This is a genomic window from Pseudomonas sp. GL-B-12 (assembly GCF_019955895.1).
Lineage (GTDB): Bacteria > Pseudomonadota > Gammaproteobacteria > Pseudomonadales > Pseudomonadaceae > Aquipseudomonas.
Window position 1 is genome coordinate 1 of record NZ_JAHBCX010000044.1, and the last position, 18,866, is coordinate 18,866.

Here is an 18,866-nt window from a genome sequence, read left to right on the forward strand (position 1 = left end):
CTTGGCCAGGTCGACTCCAATGCGCATAAGCTTCATGTGTGGACTCCTTCTCACTGTTGACTGTGGTTCGCACCTTCAGTCTGGCACTCAAGATGCCGAAGTGAGGAGGAGTCCATCCCATTGCTTTTGGCTGTGGATTGCCGCCTGTCGCGACAGGCTGAAAACGACCCAGGCTGTGTAAAAACGCAGACGCCGTTTTGAAGTCCTCGCTTCTACGTTGAATCTGCAAACGTCCGGTTAGTTAGCAGACCTGGATTTTGCGTAGGTGCGTGCTTTTCGCGCCGATTTTCATTGCCGCGTCTGCCTTAAAATGTTTTTACACAGCCTCGCCCCATAGCTGTCACTCGCCAGCGGCAGCTGTCGACCGATTCTGTTGAAAAAGTCCGAGCGGATTGACTCAACCTACACTGAGCTTGAAAAGCGTCCGATTTACGCGTTGCTCGTGCTCCTAGCAGGGCGAGAGTATTGCAGTGAATCGCTCCAGCCCTACCACTTATGCCTGAGTCGTTAATCATGGAGGACGTCACTACCATGCCCTCGGATGATGTACCTGCTGTTCAACATATAGTGCAGCGCAAACTCGGACGCTGTCTGTTGCGCTTGCAACAATACGAACGGCAGCTGAAAGCCATTGTCGCGCATGGTGAGCTGAGCGGTCCTGCGGATCGGCTGCCTATCATCCGTGAGCAGAAGGTCGCACGTGCCCAGAACAAGACGATGGGCACGTTGATGGGGATGTTGACCGAAAGCTTTCTGTCCCCGCCGCCCCCAAATGAAGAAGAGTCACAGACGGAAGCCGATCTCGGTGACCAGATCTGGCTCAGGTATCGATACCAGTTGGAAATGACAGCCGAGAACTATGAGGCAATGAAGGCCGACCTCAAGGAGCTGGTTGACCTGCGCAATAAAGTGGTTCACCACTTTATTGAGCGTTTCGATCTCTGGTCTGAATCAGGCTGCCAGGCGGCGGTTGGTTTTCTGGAGGAAAGCTACGAAACCATCAATCGGCATTGCCTAAATCTGCAATCCTGGGCCAAACACATGAGTGAGGCACGAGCTAAACTGGCTTCGCTTATGCAGAGCCAGGCATTTGAAGATGCGCTCGTCGACGGTATCAGGGAGGACAGTTCAGTCTTTTGGCCTGGCAATGGGATATGCCGCTGTTTACGTGAAGCAGAAAACAAACTTGCCGAAGATGGCTGGACTCGACTGGAAGCAGCCATCTGCTGGATTGGTGGTACCTATCCAGAGCAGACGCCCAAGCGCTACGGTTGCAAAAGCTGGAGGCATGCCCTGTACGAATCACGGCAGTTCGAAATACGAAAATCCCAAGCTGATAACGAACCTACTGCCGTCTGGTATCGCAGCAAGGTCAGTTGAATGGGAAACTGAATCCTCCCTCCTTTTGTAAGCGCGCTGAGTGACTGCTCCTAGCCGACATCTGCCTGTCACTACCGTCAGCTTTGGGTCCAGGCTGTGTAAAAACGCAGACACTGTCTTGAAGTCTGTGTCGCTACGTAAAATCTGCCAATGATTGGTGTATCAGCGGGGACCTGAAATTTGTGTAGGAACGCGATTTTCGTTCTGGTTCTGACTGTCAAACCTGCTCTAAACCGTTTTTACACAGCCTCGGTCGTTTTCTGCCTGTCATGACAGACATGTTTGGGTCGACAGTTGCCTATAGCGGCAGGCCAGACTCCACCGAACCCGATTGCTTTGTTGACAGCAATGACTCACACAACATGCATCTCGTCGGAAATCAGAAAGGCGAAATCTGGAATCTTCCATCCACCAAGTTCCATTGATATAAATCACTCAAATTTACACTTTTCCGTATATTAAAAAGTGTACATGTGCTTTTATAGATATTAATCAAATGCTTAACCTATTCTTCGAGTCCCCCTCGGGCACCAAAATTAAGAAAGGTCTTGCTTTGCAAGGCCTTTTTTTTCGTCCATAGAAAAGTGATCCACATTGCTGCCCTCTGTAGGAGCTGCCGCGGGCTGCGATCTTTTGACCCTCCTTCACCAGACACGCTGGACACTGCACAAGGACCATCCCCATGGAAACCCCACTGGAAACAGTCGCGCTTTTCTCGCTGAAGCTGGCTTATGAGTCAGCGGATCAGAGTCCGATTTTGCGGGACGACCTGGTCATGAGCGACTATCAGCGGGATGTGTTTGGCATACTGGTACGCCGGGGTGATGTCGAAGCGATCCAGCTCAAAGTGGATGAGTGTCTGGCATTGGCACTGGATGCCGTCGGCGGTATTGAGAAACCGCTAGGGCGTGAGCTGAAAAGGTTGGCGATTAGTTTTGGCAATGCGCAAACGATGGAGCAGCTTGATGCGCCACTGATCGCGATCAAAAAATACTTGAAAGACATATTGTAAGAGATGACTTTCTGGCTAATTCCCATCTCGACATATCTAACGCCAACTTTCTTACAAGCCTATTCTGGTCTTTAACTAGTCTATCAAGCAGGTAACACAAACCTTGCTTCAAGCCTATGCAGCAGCTCAAACGTATTCAAAAAAGGAATGTTTAGCTGCTCACAAAGATTAGGAATGATGAATTTTCGTTTGGCTTCACGATTCAACACTTCATGAGTAACGACTGTAGCCCCCGTAGTCATAGCTTTTGCGATTAACCAAGGGTCAGCACCGGCTAAGAAATCGTCCATAGCACCTACTTTCATTTTCGGCGCTTGATTTGCCACAAGCCCTGCAATCTGAGCAAACGCCATTTGCGTAGCTTTATCGGTGGTTGAGTGGAAGAACTCTTGATTTTCCTTCGCCCACTCCGCCAATTCGTCATGCCCCTTAGTTAACTCATCCTTAACAGGTGCGATACTGGCTAAATCTAACGCTTTATTTTTCAACAACAGCCATTGCCAATAGCCAGGACAGATAGCCATCCCGTAGTAACGGTTCTTCGCTTCGATCAGGGTGTTAGCGTCGAGTAAATGATTCATTCCGTAATCTTGCTGGCGAGAGTCCTTAATTTGGCAGGTTGCACGCCGAGCAAGTGTCCCGCTTCGCGCAGCAGCATCCGGCCACTCATTGCTTCAGTCAGCACTGCCTTGCTTAGGCGAGGGCTGTTTTTCGCGGTGGCGTTACGGTAATAGTCACCCGCCCCACCTTTTTCATCCTGGAAAGCCTTGAGGATCACTCGATAGTAGGCGCTGTATTGGGCTTGGCTTATATATCCAAGATCCAATGCGCGGCGACCGATAGCTAATTTACTGATATGAAACCGAGTGGCTAGCGGAGCTAAATTGTCTTGCCAGTCAATATCTGCGTTCCAAAGGGCACGGAATTGGGCTTCGGGAGCCAGAAACTCACCTGCAACTGTATTGCAGAAACGCTCCTCGTCTCGACCATTTGCGGAATTCCCGTCAGACACGCCACTGCTACCAATCCAGATATGGGCAAGCTCGTGAAGCAACGTGAACAGCCTGGCGGTGGGGGCGTCGGAACTGTTGATAAATACAATTGGGGCGTAGGTATTACTGATGGCAAACCCCCGAAACTCGCTCACTTCAAGTTTGCGGTGAGTGTTCCCTAAAGCAATTCCACTGCGCATAACCAAAACGCCAGCCGCCTCAGCAGCTTCGATCAAGGCACGGCTGTATTTTTCGTAATCCAATCGAGCAATGTCAGGGTTCACGCCGAGGACCCGGCGAATATCGTCGACCACCTCTCCGACTTGAGATCGACTACTGAAGCGACCTACAAATCCCAGCGGTTGATGCTCCTGGTGTTGCAAATACTCCAGGTACCAGTCCTGCTTACGTATGGCATCCCTTACGGTGTCCAACAGTTCCAAAGTGGGACGTTGAGGAGCAATCCCTCCCACCGTCCGCAGATCAGGTAAAGGCAGTTGTTCGACGGGAGGCTGCTGTAGAAACAGGAATCCGAAAGGGATGTGAGCGACACTCGCCCACTTTTGAGCCTGAAGGAATGTTGGCTTGGTCTCGCCAGCCTCCCATTCATGTACTCGATCAGGCTTCACTGGCAGCTTTTTAGCAACCTGCTCAGTGGAGAGACCTGCGCGCTCACGAGACCAGGTGAGCAGGCTTGGATTGACGAAGGCGGCTTGACTCATAGGGTCGCAGGCAAATCAGATGGGTCCAGTAACCGTTCAAGAGCATCCTTGGCAGATGCGTCCGACTGAAGCTGGTTCCCGCTATCTGGCATTGCCTTTCTCCTTGGCTATTGAATATCTGGTAACAGCGTCTACAGATTAGTAGAGAAGCGGAGCTACCGACGGTAGAAGCGGGCGAGTATGAGGTAAATCCGCAACGACCCGAAGCGCAAATATGTAACCCGCGGACAGATGGCATTGCCCTTTTTCCAGAGCGTCGCCGCGCCTGCATCACGCGGATATCTGCGGTGACTGACCACATCATTGCTCAGCGCTCTCGAAGGTTGCAGGAAAAGGGACCACACGATACCCTCCCACCGTCGCTGCCAATTCAGCGACCGGGTGTGGTAACCCGAGTTATTCAAGGCGCAACAGCGCCCCAATCACGTCATCAGGCGCTTTTTTTATGCCTGCGGCGTGAGTTATGGCGGCTGTGCGTGGGACGCCCTCGGGCGTGCCGGTTTCCTTGATTCCCGGTTTACCACCCTGCGCACAGCTGTCACCCATTCGTGTGGTAACGAACGTGGCAGCTCCTCATATCAAGGAGTTGGATAATGCGCAGTATCAATCCGTTTGAAATTTGGCTTTCCCCTCTACGCAATTCCCGATCGCGTAACCCCCTTCCCCCATTGCCTCTCCATCCTCGGAGGTGGCCAATGACCGAACAACCTGAACTCAAAACCATCGGCCTGACACCGGCCATCTACTGCGCGGATCAAGCGCTGTTCCATGTCACTCGCGGTGTCCCTCTCGGCGATGCGTTATCCATGGCCTCCGATTTTCTGTTCCTGGCCAAAACGCTCACTGAAGATGCCGCTTATGCCAGAGACACTGATCGTCACGCCTGGGCTGCGCATTATCTGACTTCGATGAGTAAGGCGTTGGTGGATGATGCGGTGAAGGTGCTGACTCGGGATCGGACTTGTGCGCCGGTATCCAAGCGGGCGGGGGCGAAGGCTGAGGCTTAGTGGTTGAGGCCTGTGGGGTGTAGGTGGTTTGTGATGGTGGTAGTTGATTCAGCATTTATGTTGTTTGGGCTGGCACTATCGCGAGCAAGCTCGCTCCTACAGCGGTTTTGTGTGTTTAGTGGTATTTGGGATTAGCCCCGATGGTTTCGTAAGGAAAGCTTCGGAGGGGCTGGCGTAGGCAACCTCCATGTTCCATAAACAAGAAGGCCCGAACGTAATGCCGGACTGAGCCAGCACCAGAGGATCGGGCGCGATTGGGATTAATGCTGTCGTAGCCTAATGGCAATGTCAACGTCGCCAGCAGGAACGGTGGTTGCCTCGGCTTTTCCAGCCTCCGAGTCCTTCCAGTGGGCTTGTTCGTCACCTTCTCCACAGGCAATCCGCTGTGCATAACTCCAGCAAGCTCCCCTCTGGCACGGCGCCTCCCGCCTCATTCTTCTAGACTCAATACAAGGTCGTAGACAGAACCAAACACGTCGCTCTGGTGCGGCCGAATCAAGGGCCGCGTGGCAATCTGGCTTTTATGCCCCTATTGAGGTGCGGCGAAGACCGTGCCGGGCGCAACAAGATGCCCGCTCAGGGTGCCCTGGCCGACGGTCTGTAGATGCCACGATACCGTGACGTGGTGTGAATGCCGCAGCCGACACTTTCGGACAACCGACGACCTTCTGGTTTGTCCGTGACCGTGAGGATTGCTGAATGCCTGATGAGAAGTTGCACCTGCCTGTGGTCAACAGTCTGCTGGAGCGCCACAAGGGCTCTGCGGGTGCGCTGTTGCCCATTCTTCATGATATTCAGGAGCGCATCGGTTATATCCCCGATGTCGCCGTCCCCGAGATTGCCCATGCCCTCAACCTGAGTCAGGCCGAGGTTCGCGGGGTGATCAGTTTTTACCATGACTTCCGTACCGCGCCTCCCGCGCGACATATCTTGCGTCTGTGCCGGGCCGAGTCGTGCCAGAGCCGTGGTGCCGAGCAGCTTGCCGCGCAGTTGCGCGAGCGTCTGCAACTGGACGATCACGGCAGCAGCGCCGATGGCAGCATCAGTTTGCGGCCGGTGTATTGCCTGGGTGCCTGCGCCTGTTCGCCGGCTCTGGAGTTGGATGGCCGGGTGCATGCGCGGCTCAGTGCCGAGCGTCTGGATGCATTGCTCGATGCTTGCCGGGAGGACGCATGATGCCGACTCTTTATCTGCCTTGTGATTCCCTTGCCCGTGCCGTGGGTGCCGATGAGGTGGCGGTGGCGCTGATCACTCAGGCCCGGGAACGCAATCTGCCGCTGGAGTTGCAGCGCACCAGTTCGCGCGGTTTGTATTGGCTGGAACCGCTGCTGGAAGTGGACAGCGCGCAAGGTCGTATCGGTTTTGGGCCGCTGACGGCGGCTGATGTGCCGTCGGTGCTCGATGCGCTGCAAAGCGAGCCGTCCGCTCATCCGCTGGCCTTGGGGCTGGTGGAGGAATTGCAGTATCTGAAGACTCAACAACGCCTGCTGTTCGCCCGTGCTGGCATTACCCGGCCGCTGTCCCTGGAGGATTACCGGGCCCACGGCGGTTTCGAGGGTTTGACCCAGGCCATCGCCATTGGCGGTGAGCAGACCGCGACGGCGGTGTTCGATTCGGGCCTGCGTGGCCGTGGCGGCGCGGCTTTCCCGGCCGGGATCAAGTGGCGCACGGTGCGCGGCACCCAGGCTGCGCAAAAGTACATTGTGTGCAACGCCGACGAAGGCGACTCCGGCACCTTTGCCGACCGCATGTTGATGGAAGGCGACCCTTTCCTGCTGATCGAAGGCATGGCGATTGCCGGCATTACCGTCGGCGCCACCTTCGGCTACATCTATGTCCGCTCGGAATATCCGGATGCCGTGGCCACGCTGCGTCAGGCGTTGAACATCGCCCGAGAAGCCGGTTACCTGGGCTCCGATGTCGGCGGCAGCGGTCAGGCTTTCGATATGGAAGTGCGGGTCGGGGCCGGGGCTTATATCTGCGGTGAAGAAACCGCGCTGCTGGACTCGCTCGAAGGCAAGCGCGGGATCGTCCGCGCCAAGCCGCCGATTCCCGCGTTGCAGGGCTTGTTCGGCTTGCCGACGCTGGTGCACAACGTGCTGACTTTGGCCTCGGTGCCGCTGATTCTGGCCAAGGGTGCGCAGTTCTACCGCGATTACGGCATGGGCCGTTCCCTGGGCACCATGCCCTTCCAGCTGGCGGGCAATGTGCGTCATGGCGGTCTGGTGGAACGGGCCTTTGGCCTGACCCTGCGCGAACTGGTGGAAGACTACGGTGGTGGCACCGCCAGTGGTCGTCCGCTGAAAGCTGCGCAGGTTGGTGGCCCTCTCGGTGCATGGGTTCCGCCCTCGCAATTCGATACGCCGCTGGATTACGAAGCCTTTATGGCCATCGGCGCAATGCTCGGTCACGGTGGTGTGGTGGTGGCTGACGACACCCTCGACATGGCCCGCATGGCGCGCTTCGCGATGCAGTTCTGCGCCGAGGAGTCCTGTGGCAAATGCACGCCGTGCCGCATCGGCTCGACCCGGGGCGTCGAGGTGATCGACCGTCTGCTGGCTGCGCCGGACCAGAACAGTCGTGATGAGCAGGTGATCATCCTCAAGGACCTGTGCGACACCCTGCAATACGGTTCGCTGTGCGCGTTGGGCGGCATGACGTCTTATCCCGTGACCAGCGCCCTCAAGCACTTCCCCGCTGACTTCGGTCTGCAAGCCTCGGAGGCCGAACAATGATCACTCTCTTCGACCCGAAAACCGATATCGACCTCGGCACGCCAGCCCGCGACAGCCAGGTGCAAGTCACCCTGAACATCGATGGCCGCAGCATCAGCGTGCCCGAAGGCACTTCGGTGATGCGCGCCGCTGCGTTGCTGGGCACCACCATTCCCAAACTCTGTGCCACCGACAGCCTGGAAGCCTTCGGCTCCTGCCGCATGTGCCTGGTGGAGATCGACGGCATGCGCGGGTATCCGGCGTCCTGCACCACGCCGGTCAGCGAAGGCATGAGCGTACACACCCAGACGCCAAAGCTCGCCACCTTGCGCCGCAACGTCATGGAGTTGTACATCTCCGATCACCCGCTGGACTGCCTGACCTGCTCGGCCAACGGCAACTGCGAGCTGCAAACCGTCGCCGGCCAGGTTGGCCTGCGGGAAGTGCGTTATGGCTATGAAGGCGAGAACCATTTGGAGGACGTGAAAGACACCTCCAACCCCTATTTCGACTACGACCCGAGCAAGTGCATCGTCTGCAACCGCTGCGTGCGCGCCTGCGAAGAAACCCAGGGCACCTTTGCCCTGACCATTACCGGGCGCGGTTTTGAATCCCGCGTGGCCGCCGCCGGTGGCGAGAACTTCCTCGATTCGGAATGCGTGTCCTGCGGCGCCTGCGTGCAAGCCTGCCCCACCGCGACCCTGATGGAAAAAAGCGTGGTCGAACTGGGCCAGCCCGAACGCAGTGTGATCACCACTTGTGCCTATTGCGGGGTGGGCTGCTCGTTCCGTGCCGAGATGAAAGGCGACCAGTTGGTGCGCATGGTTCCGGACAAGAACGGCCAGGCCAACCACGGCCACTCCTGCGTCAAAGGGCGCTTTGCCTGGGGCTACGCCACCCACCCGGATCGCATCACCAAACCGATGATCCGCAAGCACATCAGCGACCCTTGGCAGGAAGTCAGCTGGGATGAAGCGGTGACCTACGCCGCCAGCGAATTCCGTCGGCTGCAGCAACAATATGGCCGCGATTCCATTGGTGGCATCACCTCCAGCCGCTGCACCAACGAAGAAACCTATCTGGTGCAAAAACTGGTGCGCGCCGCCTTCGGCAACAACAACGTCGACACCTGTGCGCGGGTCTGCCACTCGCCGACCGGTTATGGCCTGAAGCAAACGTTGGGCGAGTCCGCAGGTACCCAGAGTTTCGACTCGGTGATGCAGGCCGACGTGATCCTGGTGATGGGCGCCAACCCCAGCGACGCTCATCCCGTGTTCGCCTCCCAACTCAAACGCCGCCTGCGTGAAGGCGCGCGGCTGATCGTCATCGATCCGCGACGCATCGATCTGGTGGATACGGTGCATGCCCGCGCCGAGTATCACCTGGCCCTGCGCCCCGGTACCAACGTCGCCATGCTCAATGCGCTGGCTCATGTGATTGTCACTGAAGGACTGCTCAACCAGGCCTTTATCGACGCCCGTTGCGAGGGCAGTGATTTCGCGGTCTGGAGTGAATTCGTCAGCCGTGCGGAAAACTCGCCGGAAGCCCTTGGCCCTGTCTGCGGTGTACCCGCTGCCGACATCCGTGCCGCTGCGCGCCTGTATGCCACCGGTGGCAATGCAGCGATCTACTATGGCCTGGGTGTCACCGAGCACAGCCAGGGCAGTACCTCAGTGATGGGCATCGCCAACCTGGCCATGGCCACCGGCAACATCGGCCGCGAAGGCGTGGGCGTGAACCCGCTGCGGGGGCAGAACAACGTCCAGGGCTCCTGCGACATGGGTTCCTTCCCCCATGAGCTGCCCGGCTACCGGCACGTCTCCAACGAGGTGGTACGAGCGCAGTTCGAACAGGCCTGGAACGTCACCCTGCAACCCGACCCGGGCCTGCGTATCCCCAACATGTTCGAGGCAGCCTTGGGCGGCAGCTTCAAGGGCCTGTATTGCCAGGGCGAAGACATCGCCCAGAGCGACCCCAATACCCAGCACGTCACCGCGGCTCTGTCGGCCATGGAATGCATAGTGGTGCAGGACATTTTCCTCAACGAAACCGCCAAGTTCGCCCACGTGTTCCTGCCGGGCTGCTCGTTCCTGGAAAAAGACGGCACCTTCACCAACGCTGAGCGACGCATCTCCCGGGTGCGCAAGGTCATGGACCCGCTGGGCGGCAAGGCCGACTGGGAAGGCACGGTGGCCCTGGCCAATGCCTTGGGCTACCCGATGAACTACCAACATCCGTCGCAAATCATGGATGAGATCGCCAGCCTGACGCCGACCTTCACCAACGTCAGCTACGCCGAACTGGATCGCCACGGCAGCCTGCAATGGCCGTGCAACGCCGAGGCACCGGACGGCACGCCGACGATGCACATCGAAGAGTTTGTGCGCGGCAAGGGGCGCTTCATGCTCACCGGCTACGTGCCGACCGAGGAAAAGGTCAACAGTCGCTATCCGCTGCTGCTGACCACCGGGCGCATCCTCAGCCAGTACAACGTCGGCGCCCAGACCCGGCGCACCGACAACGTGGCCTGGCATGACGAAGATCGCCTGGAAATCCACCCGACCGACGCCGAGAGCCGTGGCATCAACGAAGGTGACTGGGTCGGCATCGGCAGCCGCGCCGGGCAGACCGTGCTGCGTGCGCGGATCACCGAACGGGTCGCCCCGGGCGTGGTGTACACCACTTTCCACTTCCCGGAATCGGGCGCCAACGTGATCACCACCGACAACTCCGACTGGGCCACCAACTGTCCGGAGTACAAGGTCACCGCCGTGGAGGTCAGCCGCGTTTATCACCCTTCGGAGTGGCAGAAGCGCTTCCAGGAATTCAGCGACGAACAACAGCGCCTGCTTGACGCTCGTCGCCAGGAACGTGGGACCAAAGCCGAGGTGCGCCGATGAGTACCGACAACCTGATCAAGATGGCCAACCAGATCGCCCAGTACTTTGCCAGCCAGCCGGACCAGCAACAGGCGGTGCTCAGCGTGCGCAATCATATGCAGATGTACTGGGCGCCCAGCATGCGCAAGGAGTTGCTGACCTGGCAGACGGAGCATCAGGGGGCAGACTTGCACCCGCTGGTGCAGGCGGCGGTGACTGGGGCGGGTTGGGAGGCTTAGCCTTGGACGATCCCGACTGAACAGCTAAACAACTGTGGGAGCGAGCCTGCTCGCGATAGCGGTGTATCAGCCAGCACAAATGCTGAATGTTACGCAGCCATCGCGAGCAGGGGGGTTGTGTTGTGTGGACAGGCCACAGGCGCTCATTTGCTGCACTAAGCGTATCCTGTTCACAACTGCCTTCCCTGAGCCCCGGAACCACAATGACCAAAAGCATTCTCTACGCCTTGGGCGCTGCTGCCTTGTTCGGCGCCAGCACGCCCTTGGCCAAGTGGCTAGGCTTGAACGTGTCCCCCATCCTCCTGGCCGGCCTGCTTTACCTGGGCAGCGGCGTCGGGCTGACGCTAACCCGCCTGATCCGTGATCGTGGCTGGCGGCCGACAGGCCTGACAGCCCCTGAATGGCCGTGGTTCATCGGGGCCATTGTGTTCGGTGGCGTACTGGGCCCGGTTTCATTGATGTTTGGACTCACCCTCACCTCTGGCACCACCGCATCACTGTTGCTGAACCTGGAAGCCGTGTTGACCGCACTGATGGCGTGGGTGGTGTTCCGGGAGAACGCTGACCGGCGCATTGTTGCGGGGATGGTGGCCATTGTTGCCGGGGGCGTGTTGTTGGCGTGGCCTCGCACTTCGGCAGAGGTTCATGGCTGGTTGGGGCCTGTCGCGGTGGCGGTGGCGTGTTTTTGTTGGGCCATTGATAACAACCTCACCCGCAAGGTGTCTGCGTCGGATGCGTTGTTTATTGCTGGCACCAAAGGGCTGGTGGCAGGGGCCGTCAATTGCACGCTAGGGATCGCGCTGGGTATGCACTTGCCAGAGTGGTCGCTTCTTGGGCCAACCCTGCTGGTGGGCTTTTTGGGGTATGGCGTTAGTCTGGTGCTATTCGTCCTGGCGCTGCGGGGGCTTGGTACGGCGCGGACCGGGGCGTACTTTTCCACGGCGCCGTTCCTGGGAGCCGCGATAGCGATCCTGTTTTTCGGTGAAGCCGTGACCTGGGTGTTTTGGATCGCTGCCGGCCTGATGGGGCTTGGGGTCTGGATTCATCTGACCGAGAGTCACTTACACGAGCATCAGCACGAACCGCAAATCCATGACCACAAGCACGTCCATGATGAGCATCATCAGCATGAACATGACTTTGAGTGGGATGGTGTACAACCGCACCGCCATGTTCACCAACACTCACCGATCGTCCACAGTCATCCGCACTTTCCCGACATCCATCACCGGCACTCGCATTGAGCCCCGGAGGCTGCGGCCATTTAAATGGCCGTGGCCATCACCGCCCTACTCGACGTCCTTCTGCCGCGACGCCGTCACGGTCACTTCAATCGCCCGGACACTGATCGCCGCGAATGTCGCGGTCATCAGCACGCCGTTGAAACCCAGCAGGATCGCCAGCACTCGCGACACACCCAGTTTTGGCACCAGCTCTCCATAGCCAATGGTCAGGCCCGTCACGAAGGCAAAGTAGACACCGTCATCAGGGCTCCACCCCTCCAACTGGGCGATGATGAGGCCAATCGCAACGATCACTAACAGCAGTATCGAGAAGATCGGCCACACCACTTTGAAATAGAACCAGACGGCTTTGTAGAACTCTTTGCGGACGTTGGATGCACGGGTGAAGTTCATGTCGTGGGCTTCCGTGGGGTTTGCCTGACCGGCAATTGAATGCACGGCGGTTCAATACCCCGTTCAGCTTGGCACAAGCGCTGAAAACTGCGACCGACGGGGCGTTATCTTTGCCGAGGACTATGACAAAGATGACGCCCCGCAAACTATCCAGAAACCGCCTGCTGCTAAATTCCTTGTAGGAGTGAGCTTGCTCGCGATGGTCGTTAACGATTACGGGTGTTTACCGGTTAAACGCGGCGCTCTCGAGTCCATCGCGAGCAGGCTCGCTCCTACAACAACAGTGGCGGGTTTATCCCTCAGTTCGCTTCAGTTTCCCGGATCAGCTTCTTGTTGATCTTGCCGACGCTGGTCTTGGGGATTTCGGTCACGAACTTGAACTGCTTGGGGATCGCCCATTTGTTGATGCGCCCGCCGTCGACGAAGGCTTGCAAATGAACCTCCAGAATCTTGCGGTCGAGGTATTGCCCTGGTTCGCAGACGACCATGGCCATCGGGCGTTCGCCCCACTGTTCATCGACGATGCCCACGACGGCGACGGACATGACTCCCGGGTGCTCGCTGATCAGGCTTTCCAGTTCCAGTGAGCTGATCCACTCGCCGCCGGTCTTGATCACGTCCTTGATGCGGTCCTTGATTTCTACGCCGCCGAGTGGGTCGATCGAGGCCATGTCGCCGGTGTGCAGCCAGCCGTTTAGCCAGAGCTCAGCGCCTTTTTCCGGCTCTTTCAAATAGCCTTGGGTCAGCCACGGTGCACGGACGACGATTTCACCGAGGGACTCACCGTCGTGGGCCACATCGTTGCCCTCGGCGTCGATGATCTTCAGGTCGACCATCGGCACCGGCGTGCCGGTCTTGATGCGGATCGGCAGTTGCGCTTCGGCGGACAGTTGCAGGTCTTCATCGCGCAGGTACGTCAGGCACAGCAACGGGCAGGTCTCGGACATGCCGTAGCCGGCATGCACCACCATGCCTTTGGCACTGGCTTCGCTGGCGACGCCGAGGGTCAGCGCACTGCCGCCGAGGAGCATTTTCCAGCCGTCGAAACGGGTCGCCTTGCCTTCTTCACAGTTGAGGATCATCTGCAAAATGGTCGGCACGCAGTGGGAGAAGGTCACCTTCTCTTCGCGGTACAGCCTGACCAGGCTGTTGGGCTCGTAGCGGCCGGGGTACACCTGCTTGATGCCCATCAGGGTCGCGACATACGGCACGCCCCACGCATGCACGTGGAACATCGGCGTGATGGGCATGTACACATCGTCGGAACGCAGCAGCGGTTGGCCCTGATAGACGCCCAGGGTACCGACGGCATTCAGGGTGTGCAGCACCAGTTGCCGGTGGCTGAAGTACACGCCTTTCGGGTCGCCGGTGGTGCCGGTGGTGTAGAACAGCGTGGCGACCGAGTTCTCGTCGAAATCGGGGAAGTCGTACTGGTCCGGGGCCAGGGACAGCAGGTGCTCGTACTCGCCCAGCACCGGCAACGAGGTCGTGGTCGCCTCGTCATCGGTGAGCTGCAGGTAGCCTTTGACGGTTTCCAGCCGACCGTGGATCTGCTCGACCAGTGGCAGGAAATCATCATGCACCAGCACCAGGTCATCCTCGGCGTGGTTCATGGTGAACAGCACCTGCTCCGGCGACAGGCGAATGTTCACTGTGTGCAGCACCGCGCCGATCATCGGCACGGCGAAGAAGCATTCCAGGTAGCGGTGGCTGTCCCAGTCGAGCAGGGCCACAGTGTCACCGGCCTTGACCCCGGCCGCCGTCAGCGCATTGGCCAGTCGGCGGATACGCTTGTTGAGGGTCTGGTAGCTGTAGCGCAGCTTGTCGGCGTAGACGATTTCCCGGCCCGGCTCGTAGCGCACGCCGGACAGCAGCAATTGCTTGATCAGCAAGGGATAGACATAAGCGCCGTCGGCGGGCGGGATTATTTTTGTCGCCATCATGATTAAGGTTCCTTGTCCTTTCGATCAGAACTGATCGGCTTGCAGCTCGTAGAGGCAGTCGCTGCCGGCCTTGGCCGATGCGCTCAACGAGTGGATACGCGGCAGCAACCGGGCGAAGTAGAAACGCGCGGTGGCCAGTTTGCTGGTGTAGAAATCGTCTTCGGCATCGCCGCTCATGACGGCCTTGGCCATACGCGCCCACATGTAGGCGTACGCGGTGTAGCCGAACACGTGCAGGTACTCGACCGAGGCCGCGCCGATTTCATTCGGGTTGTTTTGTGCCCGGTCGAGCAACCACGCGGTCAGTTCGTCAAGGGTGTCCACGGCGGCGTTCAACGGCTGGGTGAACTCGCCGAGGTCCGCGCAGGCAGTGGCCGTGAAACTGCGGATTTCCGAGGCGAACAAGCGGTAGAGCGCCCCGCCGCTGCCGACGATCTTGCGCCCGGCCAGGTCCAGAGACTGGACGCCGTTGGTGCCTTCGTAGATCTGGGTAATGCGCACGTCGCGCACCAGTTGCTCCTGGCCCCACTCACGGATGTAGCCGTGGCCGCCGAAGACCTGCTGGCCGTGGAGGGTGGTTTCCAGGCCCATGTCGGTGAGAAAGGCCTTGGCCACCGGGGTCAGCAGCGATACCAGATCCTGCGCGCGCTGGCGTGTCGGTGCGTCTTCGCTGTACTTGGCGATGTCCAGTTGCAGGGCCACGTAGCTGGAGAACGCACGACCGCCTTCGTTCAAGGCTTTCATGGTCAGCAGCATGCGGCGCACGTCCGGGTGCACGATGATCGGGTCGGCCGCTTTGTCCTTGTGCTGCGCGCCGGTCGGTGCGCGGCTTTGCAGGCGGTCACGGGCGTAGGCGACGGCGTTCTGGTACGAACGCTCACCCTGCGCCAGGCCCTGGATGCCCACGCCCAGACGCTCGTAGTTCATCATGGTGAACATGGCCGCCAAGCCTTTGTTCGGTGCGTCGACAATCCAGCCGGTGGCGCCGTCGAAGTTCATCACGCAGGTGGCGGAGGCCTTGATGCCCATCTTGTGTTCGATGGAACCGCAGGACAGCGCGTTGTTTTCGCCCAGCGATCCGTCGGCGTTGACCAGCACTTTCGGCACCAGGAACAGCGAGATGCCTTTCGGCCCGGCCGGTGCATCCGGCAGACGCGCCAGCACCAGATGAATGATGTTTTCGGTCAGGTCGTGCTCACCGCCGGTGATGAAAATCTTGCTGCCGCTGACCTTGTAACTGCCATCGGTCTGGGGTTCAGCCTTGGTGCGGATCAGGCCCAGGTCGGTACCGGAATGGGCTTCGGTCAGGCACATCGAACCGGTCCAGGTGCCGGCGTACATGTTCGGCAAGTAAGCCGCTTTCAGTTCTTCACTGGCGTGGGCCTTGATCGACAGGCAGGCACCGGCGGTCAGCATCGGGTACAGGCCGAACGACAGGCTGGCCGAGTTGACCATCTCTTCGACCTGGGCCGAAATCGCCTTGGGCATTCCCATGCCGCCGTACTGCGGATCACCGCCGACACCCACCCAACCGCCTTCGGCGAAGGCTTGATAGGCCTCGGCAAAACCATCCGGGGCGCTGACCGAGCCATTGCTCCAGGTGCAGCCCTGTTCGTCGCTGGCGCGGTTCAGTGGCGCGATCACTTCGGCGCTGATCTTGCCGGCCTCTTCGAGGATGGCGGCGGCGGTTTCTTCATCGATCACGTCGGCCAGGCCGGGCAATTGCGCCCAGAGCCGGGACACCTGGAAAACCTCGTTGAGTACGAAGCGCATGTCGCGCAGGGGAGCTTTGTAATCAGACATCTTGGCTTACTCGGAAGTGGTCACGGCATGGGGCATGCCGGGACGTTCAGTGGATTCAGCGTTTTCGGTTGCCGCGACAGAACCGGGCTGAGGGGCCCGTTCGCGCAGCAGGAAGTAGGACAGGGCCGGAATCAGGATCAGCGCGCCGAGCATGTTCCACAGGAACATGAAGGTCAGCAGGATGCCCATGTCGGCCTGGAACTTGATCGGCGACCAGACCCAGCACACCACGCCGGCAGCGAGGGTGATGCCCACCAGCCCGACCACGCGGCCGGTGAAGGACACGGCGTTGCGGTAGGCCTCGGACAGCGGCAAGCCCTGGCGCTGGAAGTGCAACTGCACGCTGAGCAGGTACAAGGCGTAGTCCACGCCGATGCCCACGCCGAGGGCGATCACCGGCAGGGTCGCGACTTTCACGCCGATACCCATGGCCACCATCAAGGCTTCGCAGAGGATCGAGGTCAGCACCAGCGGCAACAGGGCCACCAGCGTGGCGCGCCAGCTGCGGAAGGTGATCAGGCAGAACAGCGTCACCGCCGCATACACGTACAGCAGCATGGTGCGGTTGGCTTCGCGCACCACGATGTTGGTCGCGGCTTCAATACCGGCGGTGCCGGCGGCGAGCAGGAACTGGCGATCCGCGGTGCTGTTTTCCTTGGCGAACTTGTCGGCAATCGCCACCACCGCATCCAGGGTTTCGGCCTTGTGATCCTTGAGGAAGGTAATCACCGGCATCAGCGAGCAGTCGGTGTTAAACAGCTCCGGCGAGTTGACCGAGGCTTGCTGGGCGGCGTAGTTCAGCACGTCCTGGTTGCGCTGGATGCTGTTGAGCTTGGGGTTGCCTTCGTAGGTGCCGGCGGTGATCTGGCGTACCGCGTTGACCAAGGACGCGGTCGCCTGCACGCCCGGATACTGCTGCAGTTCCCAGGCCAGGCGGTCGGCGAGGACCAGGGTCTTGTAGTTCAGGCAGCCTTCCGGCGCGGTCTTGATCATCACCGCGAACAGGTCGCTGGACAGCGCGTAATGCTGGGTGATGTAGGCGTTGTCGCGGTTGTAGCGCGAGTCGGCGCGCAACTCCGGCGCCCCGCTGTCCAGGTCGCCGATCTTCAGGTTCAGGCTGACCATGTAACCGCCAATGCCCATCAACACCGCGACCACTACCGCGCCGGTGGCCCACTTGGCGGTGGTGAAGCGATCGAGCGTGTCCCACAGTCTGCCGAAGCCTTTGTGCTTCTCTGCGCGGTTGTCGATTTTCAGCGCACGCTCGGCGGCCTTGGCACCGACGCCGACGTAGGACAGCGCCACCGGCATCAGCAACAGCGAGGTGAAGATCAGTACCGCGACACCGATACTGGCGGTGATCGCCAGGTCCTGGATCACCGGGATGTCGATCAGCATCAACACGGCGAAACCCACGGCATCGGCCAGCAACGCGGTGACGCCGGCAATGAACAGACGGCGGAAGGTGTAGCGCGCAGCGATCAGTTTATGGGTGCCACGGGCGATGTCCTGCATGATGCCGTTCATCTTCTGCGCGGCATGGGACACGCCGATGGCGAAGATCAAGAACGGCACCAGCACCGAGTACGGATCGATGGCGTAGCCGAGCCAGGCGACGATGCCCAGTTGCCAGACCACTGCGATCAGCGAGCAGCCGACCACCAGCAGGGTGCTGCGCACGCAACGGGTGTAGGCGTAGATGATGATCAGCGACGTGACCACGGCAAGGCCGAAGAACATCATCACCTGGATCAGGCCGTCGATCAGGTCGCCCATGAGTTTGGCGAAGCCGATCACCCGCACCTTGTAATGGCCGGTGCCTTCGACCCCGGATTTACGCGCAGCGCTGTCGCCGGCGTATTCGATCTTGTCGCGCAACTGCTCTTCGAGCATCTGCGAGAACGCGTGGTAGTTGATGCGTTGACCACCGGCGGCGGCTTTGTCCATCAGCGGCACGATCAGCATGGTCGACTTGAAGTCGCTGGCCACCAGGCTGCCCACCAGGCCGGCGCGGGAGATGTTCTGGCGCAACTGTTCAATGTCGGAGGGCGAGCCCTGATAACTGTCGGGCATCACCGGGCCACCCTGGAAACCGTCCTCGGTGACTTCGGTCCAGCGCACGGCCGGGCTCCACAGCGACTTCATCCACGCGCGGTCGACGCCTTCGGTGAGGAACAGCTGGTCGTTGACCTGCTTGAGCACGTCGAGGTATTCGGGGTCGAAAATATCGCCCTGGGTGTTCTCGACCACGACGCGCACCGAGTTGCCCAGACCGCGCAGCGACTGGCGGTTTTCCAGGAAGTTCTGGATATAGGGCTGGCTCTGCGGAATCATTTTTTCGAAGCTTGGGCGCAACTCCAGGCGAGTCACCGCCATGAAGCCCAGCACCACGGTGGCGAGCGCCATCAGCAACATGAACAGCGGGCGGTAGTTGAATACCAGCCGTTCGAGGAGGTTGCCGGAGCGCTGGTCGAAATCCCGCAGTTCGCGGATCACCGGCATGGCGTCTTGTTTGATATTGCCCATGTCTGGGTTCTC

General features: G+C 59.4%; 14 protein-coding genes. 8 read left to right on the forward strand and 6 right to left on the reverse strand.

Features of this window, described 5'->3' with window-relative positions; all coding sequences use genetic code 11:
• Positions 1-513 precede the first annotated feature (513 nt).
• Both KGA85_RS22390 and KGA85_RS22395 read left to right on the forward strand, forming a co-directional pair.
• Positions 514-1,380 carry an OST-HTH/LOTUS domain-containing protein gene (locus KGA85_RS22390; protein ID WP_223543378.1) on the forward strand — a complete coding sequence of 289 codons (867 nt, stop codon included), beginning with the start codon at positions 514-516 and terminating at the stop codon, positions 1,378-1,380.
• A gap of 682 nt (positions 1,381-2,062) precedes the next feature.
• Positions 2,063-2,392: a hypothetical protein gene (locus KGA85_RS22395; RefSeq protein WP_223459259.1), complete on the forward strand. Its 330-nt coding sequence runs from the start codon at positions 2,063-2,065 to the stop codon at positions 2,390-2,392.
• 83 nt (positions 2,393-2,475) lie between these two features.
• Here the strand turns inward: KGA85_RS22395 and KGA85_RS22400 are convergent, their stop codons facing one another.
• Entirely contained in the window at positions 2,476-2,973 is a 498-nt protein-coding gene (locus KGA85_RS22400) for a DUF4411 family protein (protein WP_223459257.1), read from the reverse strand.
• Positions 2,970-4,106 (reverse strand): XRE family transcriptional regulator, encoded by a 1,137-nt coding sequence (locus KGA85_RS22405; protein WP_223459255.1) that lies wholly within the window; start codon positions 4,104-4,106, stop codon positions 2,970-2,972. The genes KGA85_RS22400 and KGA85_RS22405 overlap by 4 nt, the downstream gene beginning before the upstream one ends.
• A gap of 695 nt (positions 4,107-4,801) precedes the next feature.
• Here KGA85_RS22405 and KGA85_RS22410 point away from each other — a divergent pair.
• The 6 genes from KGA85_RS22410 to KGA85_RS22435 all read left to right on the forward strand — a co-directional run bounded on the left by KGA85_RS22410 (position 4,802) and on the right by KGA85_RS22435 (position 12,189).
• A complete protein-coding gene (locus KGA85_RS22410) occupies positions 4,802-5,113 on the forward strand; it encodes a DUF3077 domain-containing protein (protein WP_223459253.1) in 312 nt (103 codons plus the stop codon).
• Between the two features lie 699 nt (positions 5,114-5,812).
• Positions 5,813-6,289, forward strand: coding sequence for a formate dehydrogenase subunit gamma (locus KGA85_RS22415; protein ID WP_223459251.1), 477 nt, complete (start codon positions 5,813-5,815; stop codon positions 6,287-6,289).
• Positions 6,286-7,848 (forward strand): formate dehydrogenase beta subunit, encoded by a 1,563-nt coding sequence (locus tag KGA85_RS22420; protein WP_223459249.1) that lies wholly within the window; start codon positions 6,286-6,288, stop codon positions 7,846-7,848. The genes KGA85_RS22415 and KGA85_RS22420 overlap by 4 nt, the downstream gene beginning before the upstream one ends.
• Positions 7,845-10,727 carry a formate dehydrogenase subunit alpha gene (gene fdhF / locus KGA85_RS22425; RefSeq protein WP_223459247.1) on the forward strand — a complete coding sequence of 961 codons (2,883 nt, stop codon included), beginning with the start codon at positions 7,845-7,847 and terminating at the stop codon, positions 10,725-10,727. Before KGA85_RS22420 ends, fdhF begins: the two co-directional genes overlap by 4 nt.
• The gene (locus tag KGA85_RS22430) at positions 10,724-10,945 is read left to right on the forward strand and encodes a formate dehydrogenase subunit delta (RefSeq protein ID WP_223459245.1); all 222 of its coding nucleotides are present in this window, start codon (positions 10,724-10,726) and stop codon (positions 10,943-10,945) included. Before fdhF ends, KGA85_RS22430 begins: the two co-directional genes overlap by 4 nt.
• A gap of 203 nt (positions 10,946-11,148) precedes the next feature.
• Entirely contained in the window at positions 11,149-12,189 is a 1,041-nt protein-coding gene (locus KGA85_RS22435; RefSeq protein WP_223459243.1) for a DMT family transporter, read from the forward strand.
• Between the two features lie 45 nt (positions 12,190-12,234).
• Here the strand turns inward: KGA85_RS22435 and KGA85_RS22440 are convergent, their stop codons facing one another.
• The 4 genes from KGA85_RS22440 to KGA85_RS22455 form a co-directional block, all read right to left on the reverse strand.
• Positions 12,235-12,582, reverse strand: a complete 348-nt coding sequence (locus KGA85_RS22440; protein WP_046040256.1) for a potassium channel family protein — start codon at positions 12,580-12,582, stop codon at positions 12,235-12,237.
• A 299-nt stretch (positions 12,583-12,881) separates the two neighbouring features.
• Positions 12,882-14,525, reverse strand: coding sequence for a fatty acid--CoA ligase (locus KGA85_RS22445; RefSeq protein WP_223533760.1), 1,644 nt, complete (start codon positions 14,523-14,525; stop codon positions 12,882-12,884).
• A gap of 24 nt (positions 14,526-14,549) precedes the next feature.
• Positions 14,550-16,328, reverse strand: coding sequence for an acyl-CoA dehydrogenase C-terminal domain-containing protein (locus tag KGA85_RS22450; protein ID WP_223543379.1), 1,779 nt, complete (start codon positions 16,326-16,328; stop codon positions 14,550-14,552).
• Positions 16,329-16,334: 6 nt separating this feature from the next.
• A complete protein-coding gene (locus KGA85_RS22455) occupies positions 16,335-18,854 on the reverse strand; it encodes an efflux RND transporter permease subunit (RefSeq protein WP_223459237.1) in 2,520 nt (839 codons plus the stop codon).
• Positions 18,855-18,866: the final 12 nt, after the last annotated feature.

Excerpts from the sequence above, each read along its gene's own strand:
- KGA85_RS22390 (WP_223543378.1), top strand. The coding sequence starts at position 514 with ATGGAGGACGTCACTACCATGCCCTCGGATGATGTACCTGCTGTTCAA.
- KGA85_RS22395 (WP_223459259.1), top strand. The coding sequence starts at position 2,063 with ATGGAAACCCCACTGGAAACAGTCGCGCTTTTCTCGCTGAAGCTGGCT.
- KGA85_RS22400 (WP_223459257.1), bottom strand. The coding sequence starts at position 2,973 with ATGAATCATTTACTCGACGCTAACACCCTGATCGAAGCGAAGAACCGT.
- KGA85_RS22405 (WP_223459255.1), bottom strand. The coding sequence starts at position 4,106 with ATGAGTCAAGCCGCCTTCGTCAATCCAAGCCTGCTCACCTGGTCTCGT.
- KGA85_RS22410 (WP_223459253.1), top strand. The coding sequence starts at position 4,802 with ATGACCGAACAACCTGAACTCAAAACCATCGGCCTGACACCGGCCATC.
- KGA85_RS22415 (WP_223459251.1), top strand. The coding sequence starts at position 5,813 with ATGCCTGATGAGAAGTTGCACCTGCCTGTGGTCAACAGTCTGCTGGAG.
- KGA85_RS22420 (WP_223459249.1), top strand. The coding sequence starts at position 6,286 with ATGATGCCGACTCTTTATCTGCCTTGTGATTCCCTTGCCCGTGCCGTG.
- fdhF (WP_223459247.1), top strand. The coding sequence starts at position 7,845 with ATGATCACTCTCTTCGACCCGAAAACCGATATCGACCTCGGCACGCCA.
- KGA85_RS22430 (WP_223459245.1), top strand. The coding sequence starts at position 10,724 with ATGAGTACCGACAACCTGATCAAGATGGCCAACCAGATCGCCCAGTAC.
- KGA85_RS22435 (WP_223459243.1), top strand. The coding sequence starts at position 11,149 with ATGACCAAAAGCATTCTCTACGCCTTGGGCGCTGCTGCCTTGTTCGGC.
- KGA85_RS22440 (WP_046040256.1), bottom strand. The coding sequence starts at position 12,582 with ATGAACTTCACCCGTGCATCCAACGTCCGCAAAGAGTTCTACAAAGCC.
- KGA85_RS22445 (WP_223533760.1), bottom strand. The coding sequence starts at position 14,525 with ATGATGGCGACAAAAATAATCCCGCCCGCCGACGGCGCTTATGTCTAT.
- KGA85_RS22450 (WP_223543379.1), bottom strand. The coding sequence starts at position 16,328 with ATGTCTGATTACAAAGCTCCCCTGCGCGACATGCGCTTCGTACTCAAC.
- KGA85_RS22455 (WP_223459237.1), bottom strand. The coding sequence starts at position 18,854 with ATGGGCAATATCAAACAAGACGCCATGCCGGTGATCCGCGAACTGCGG.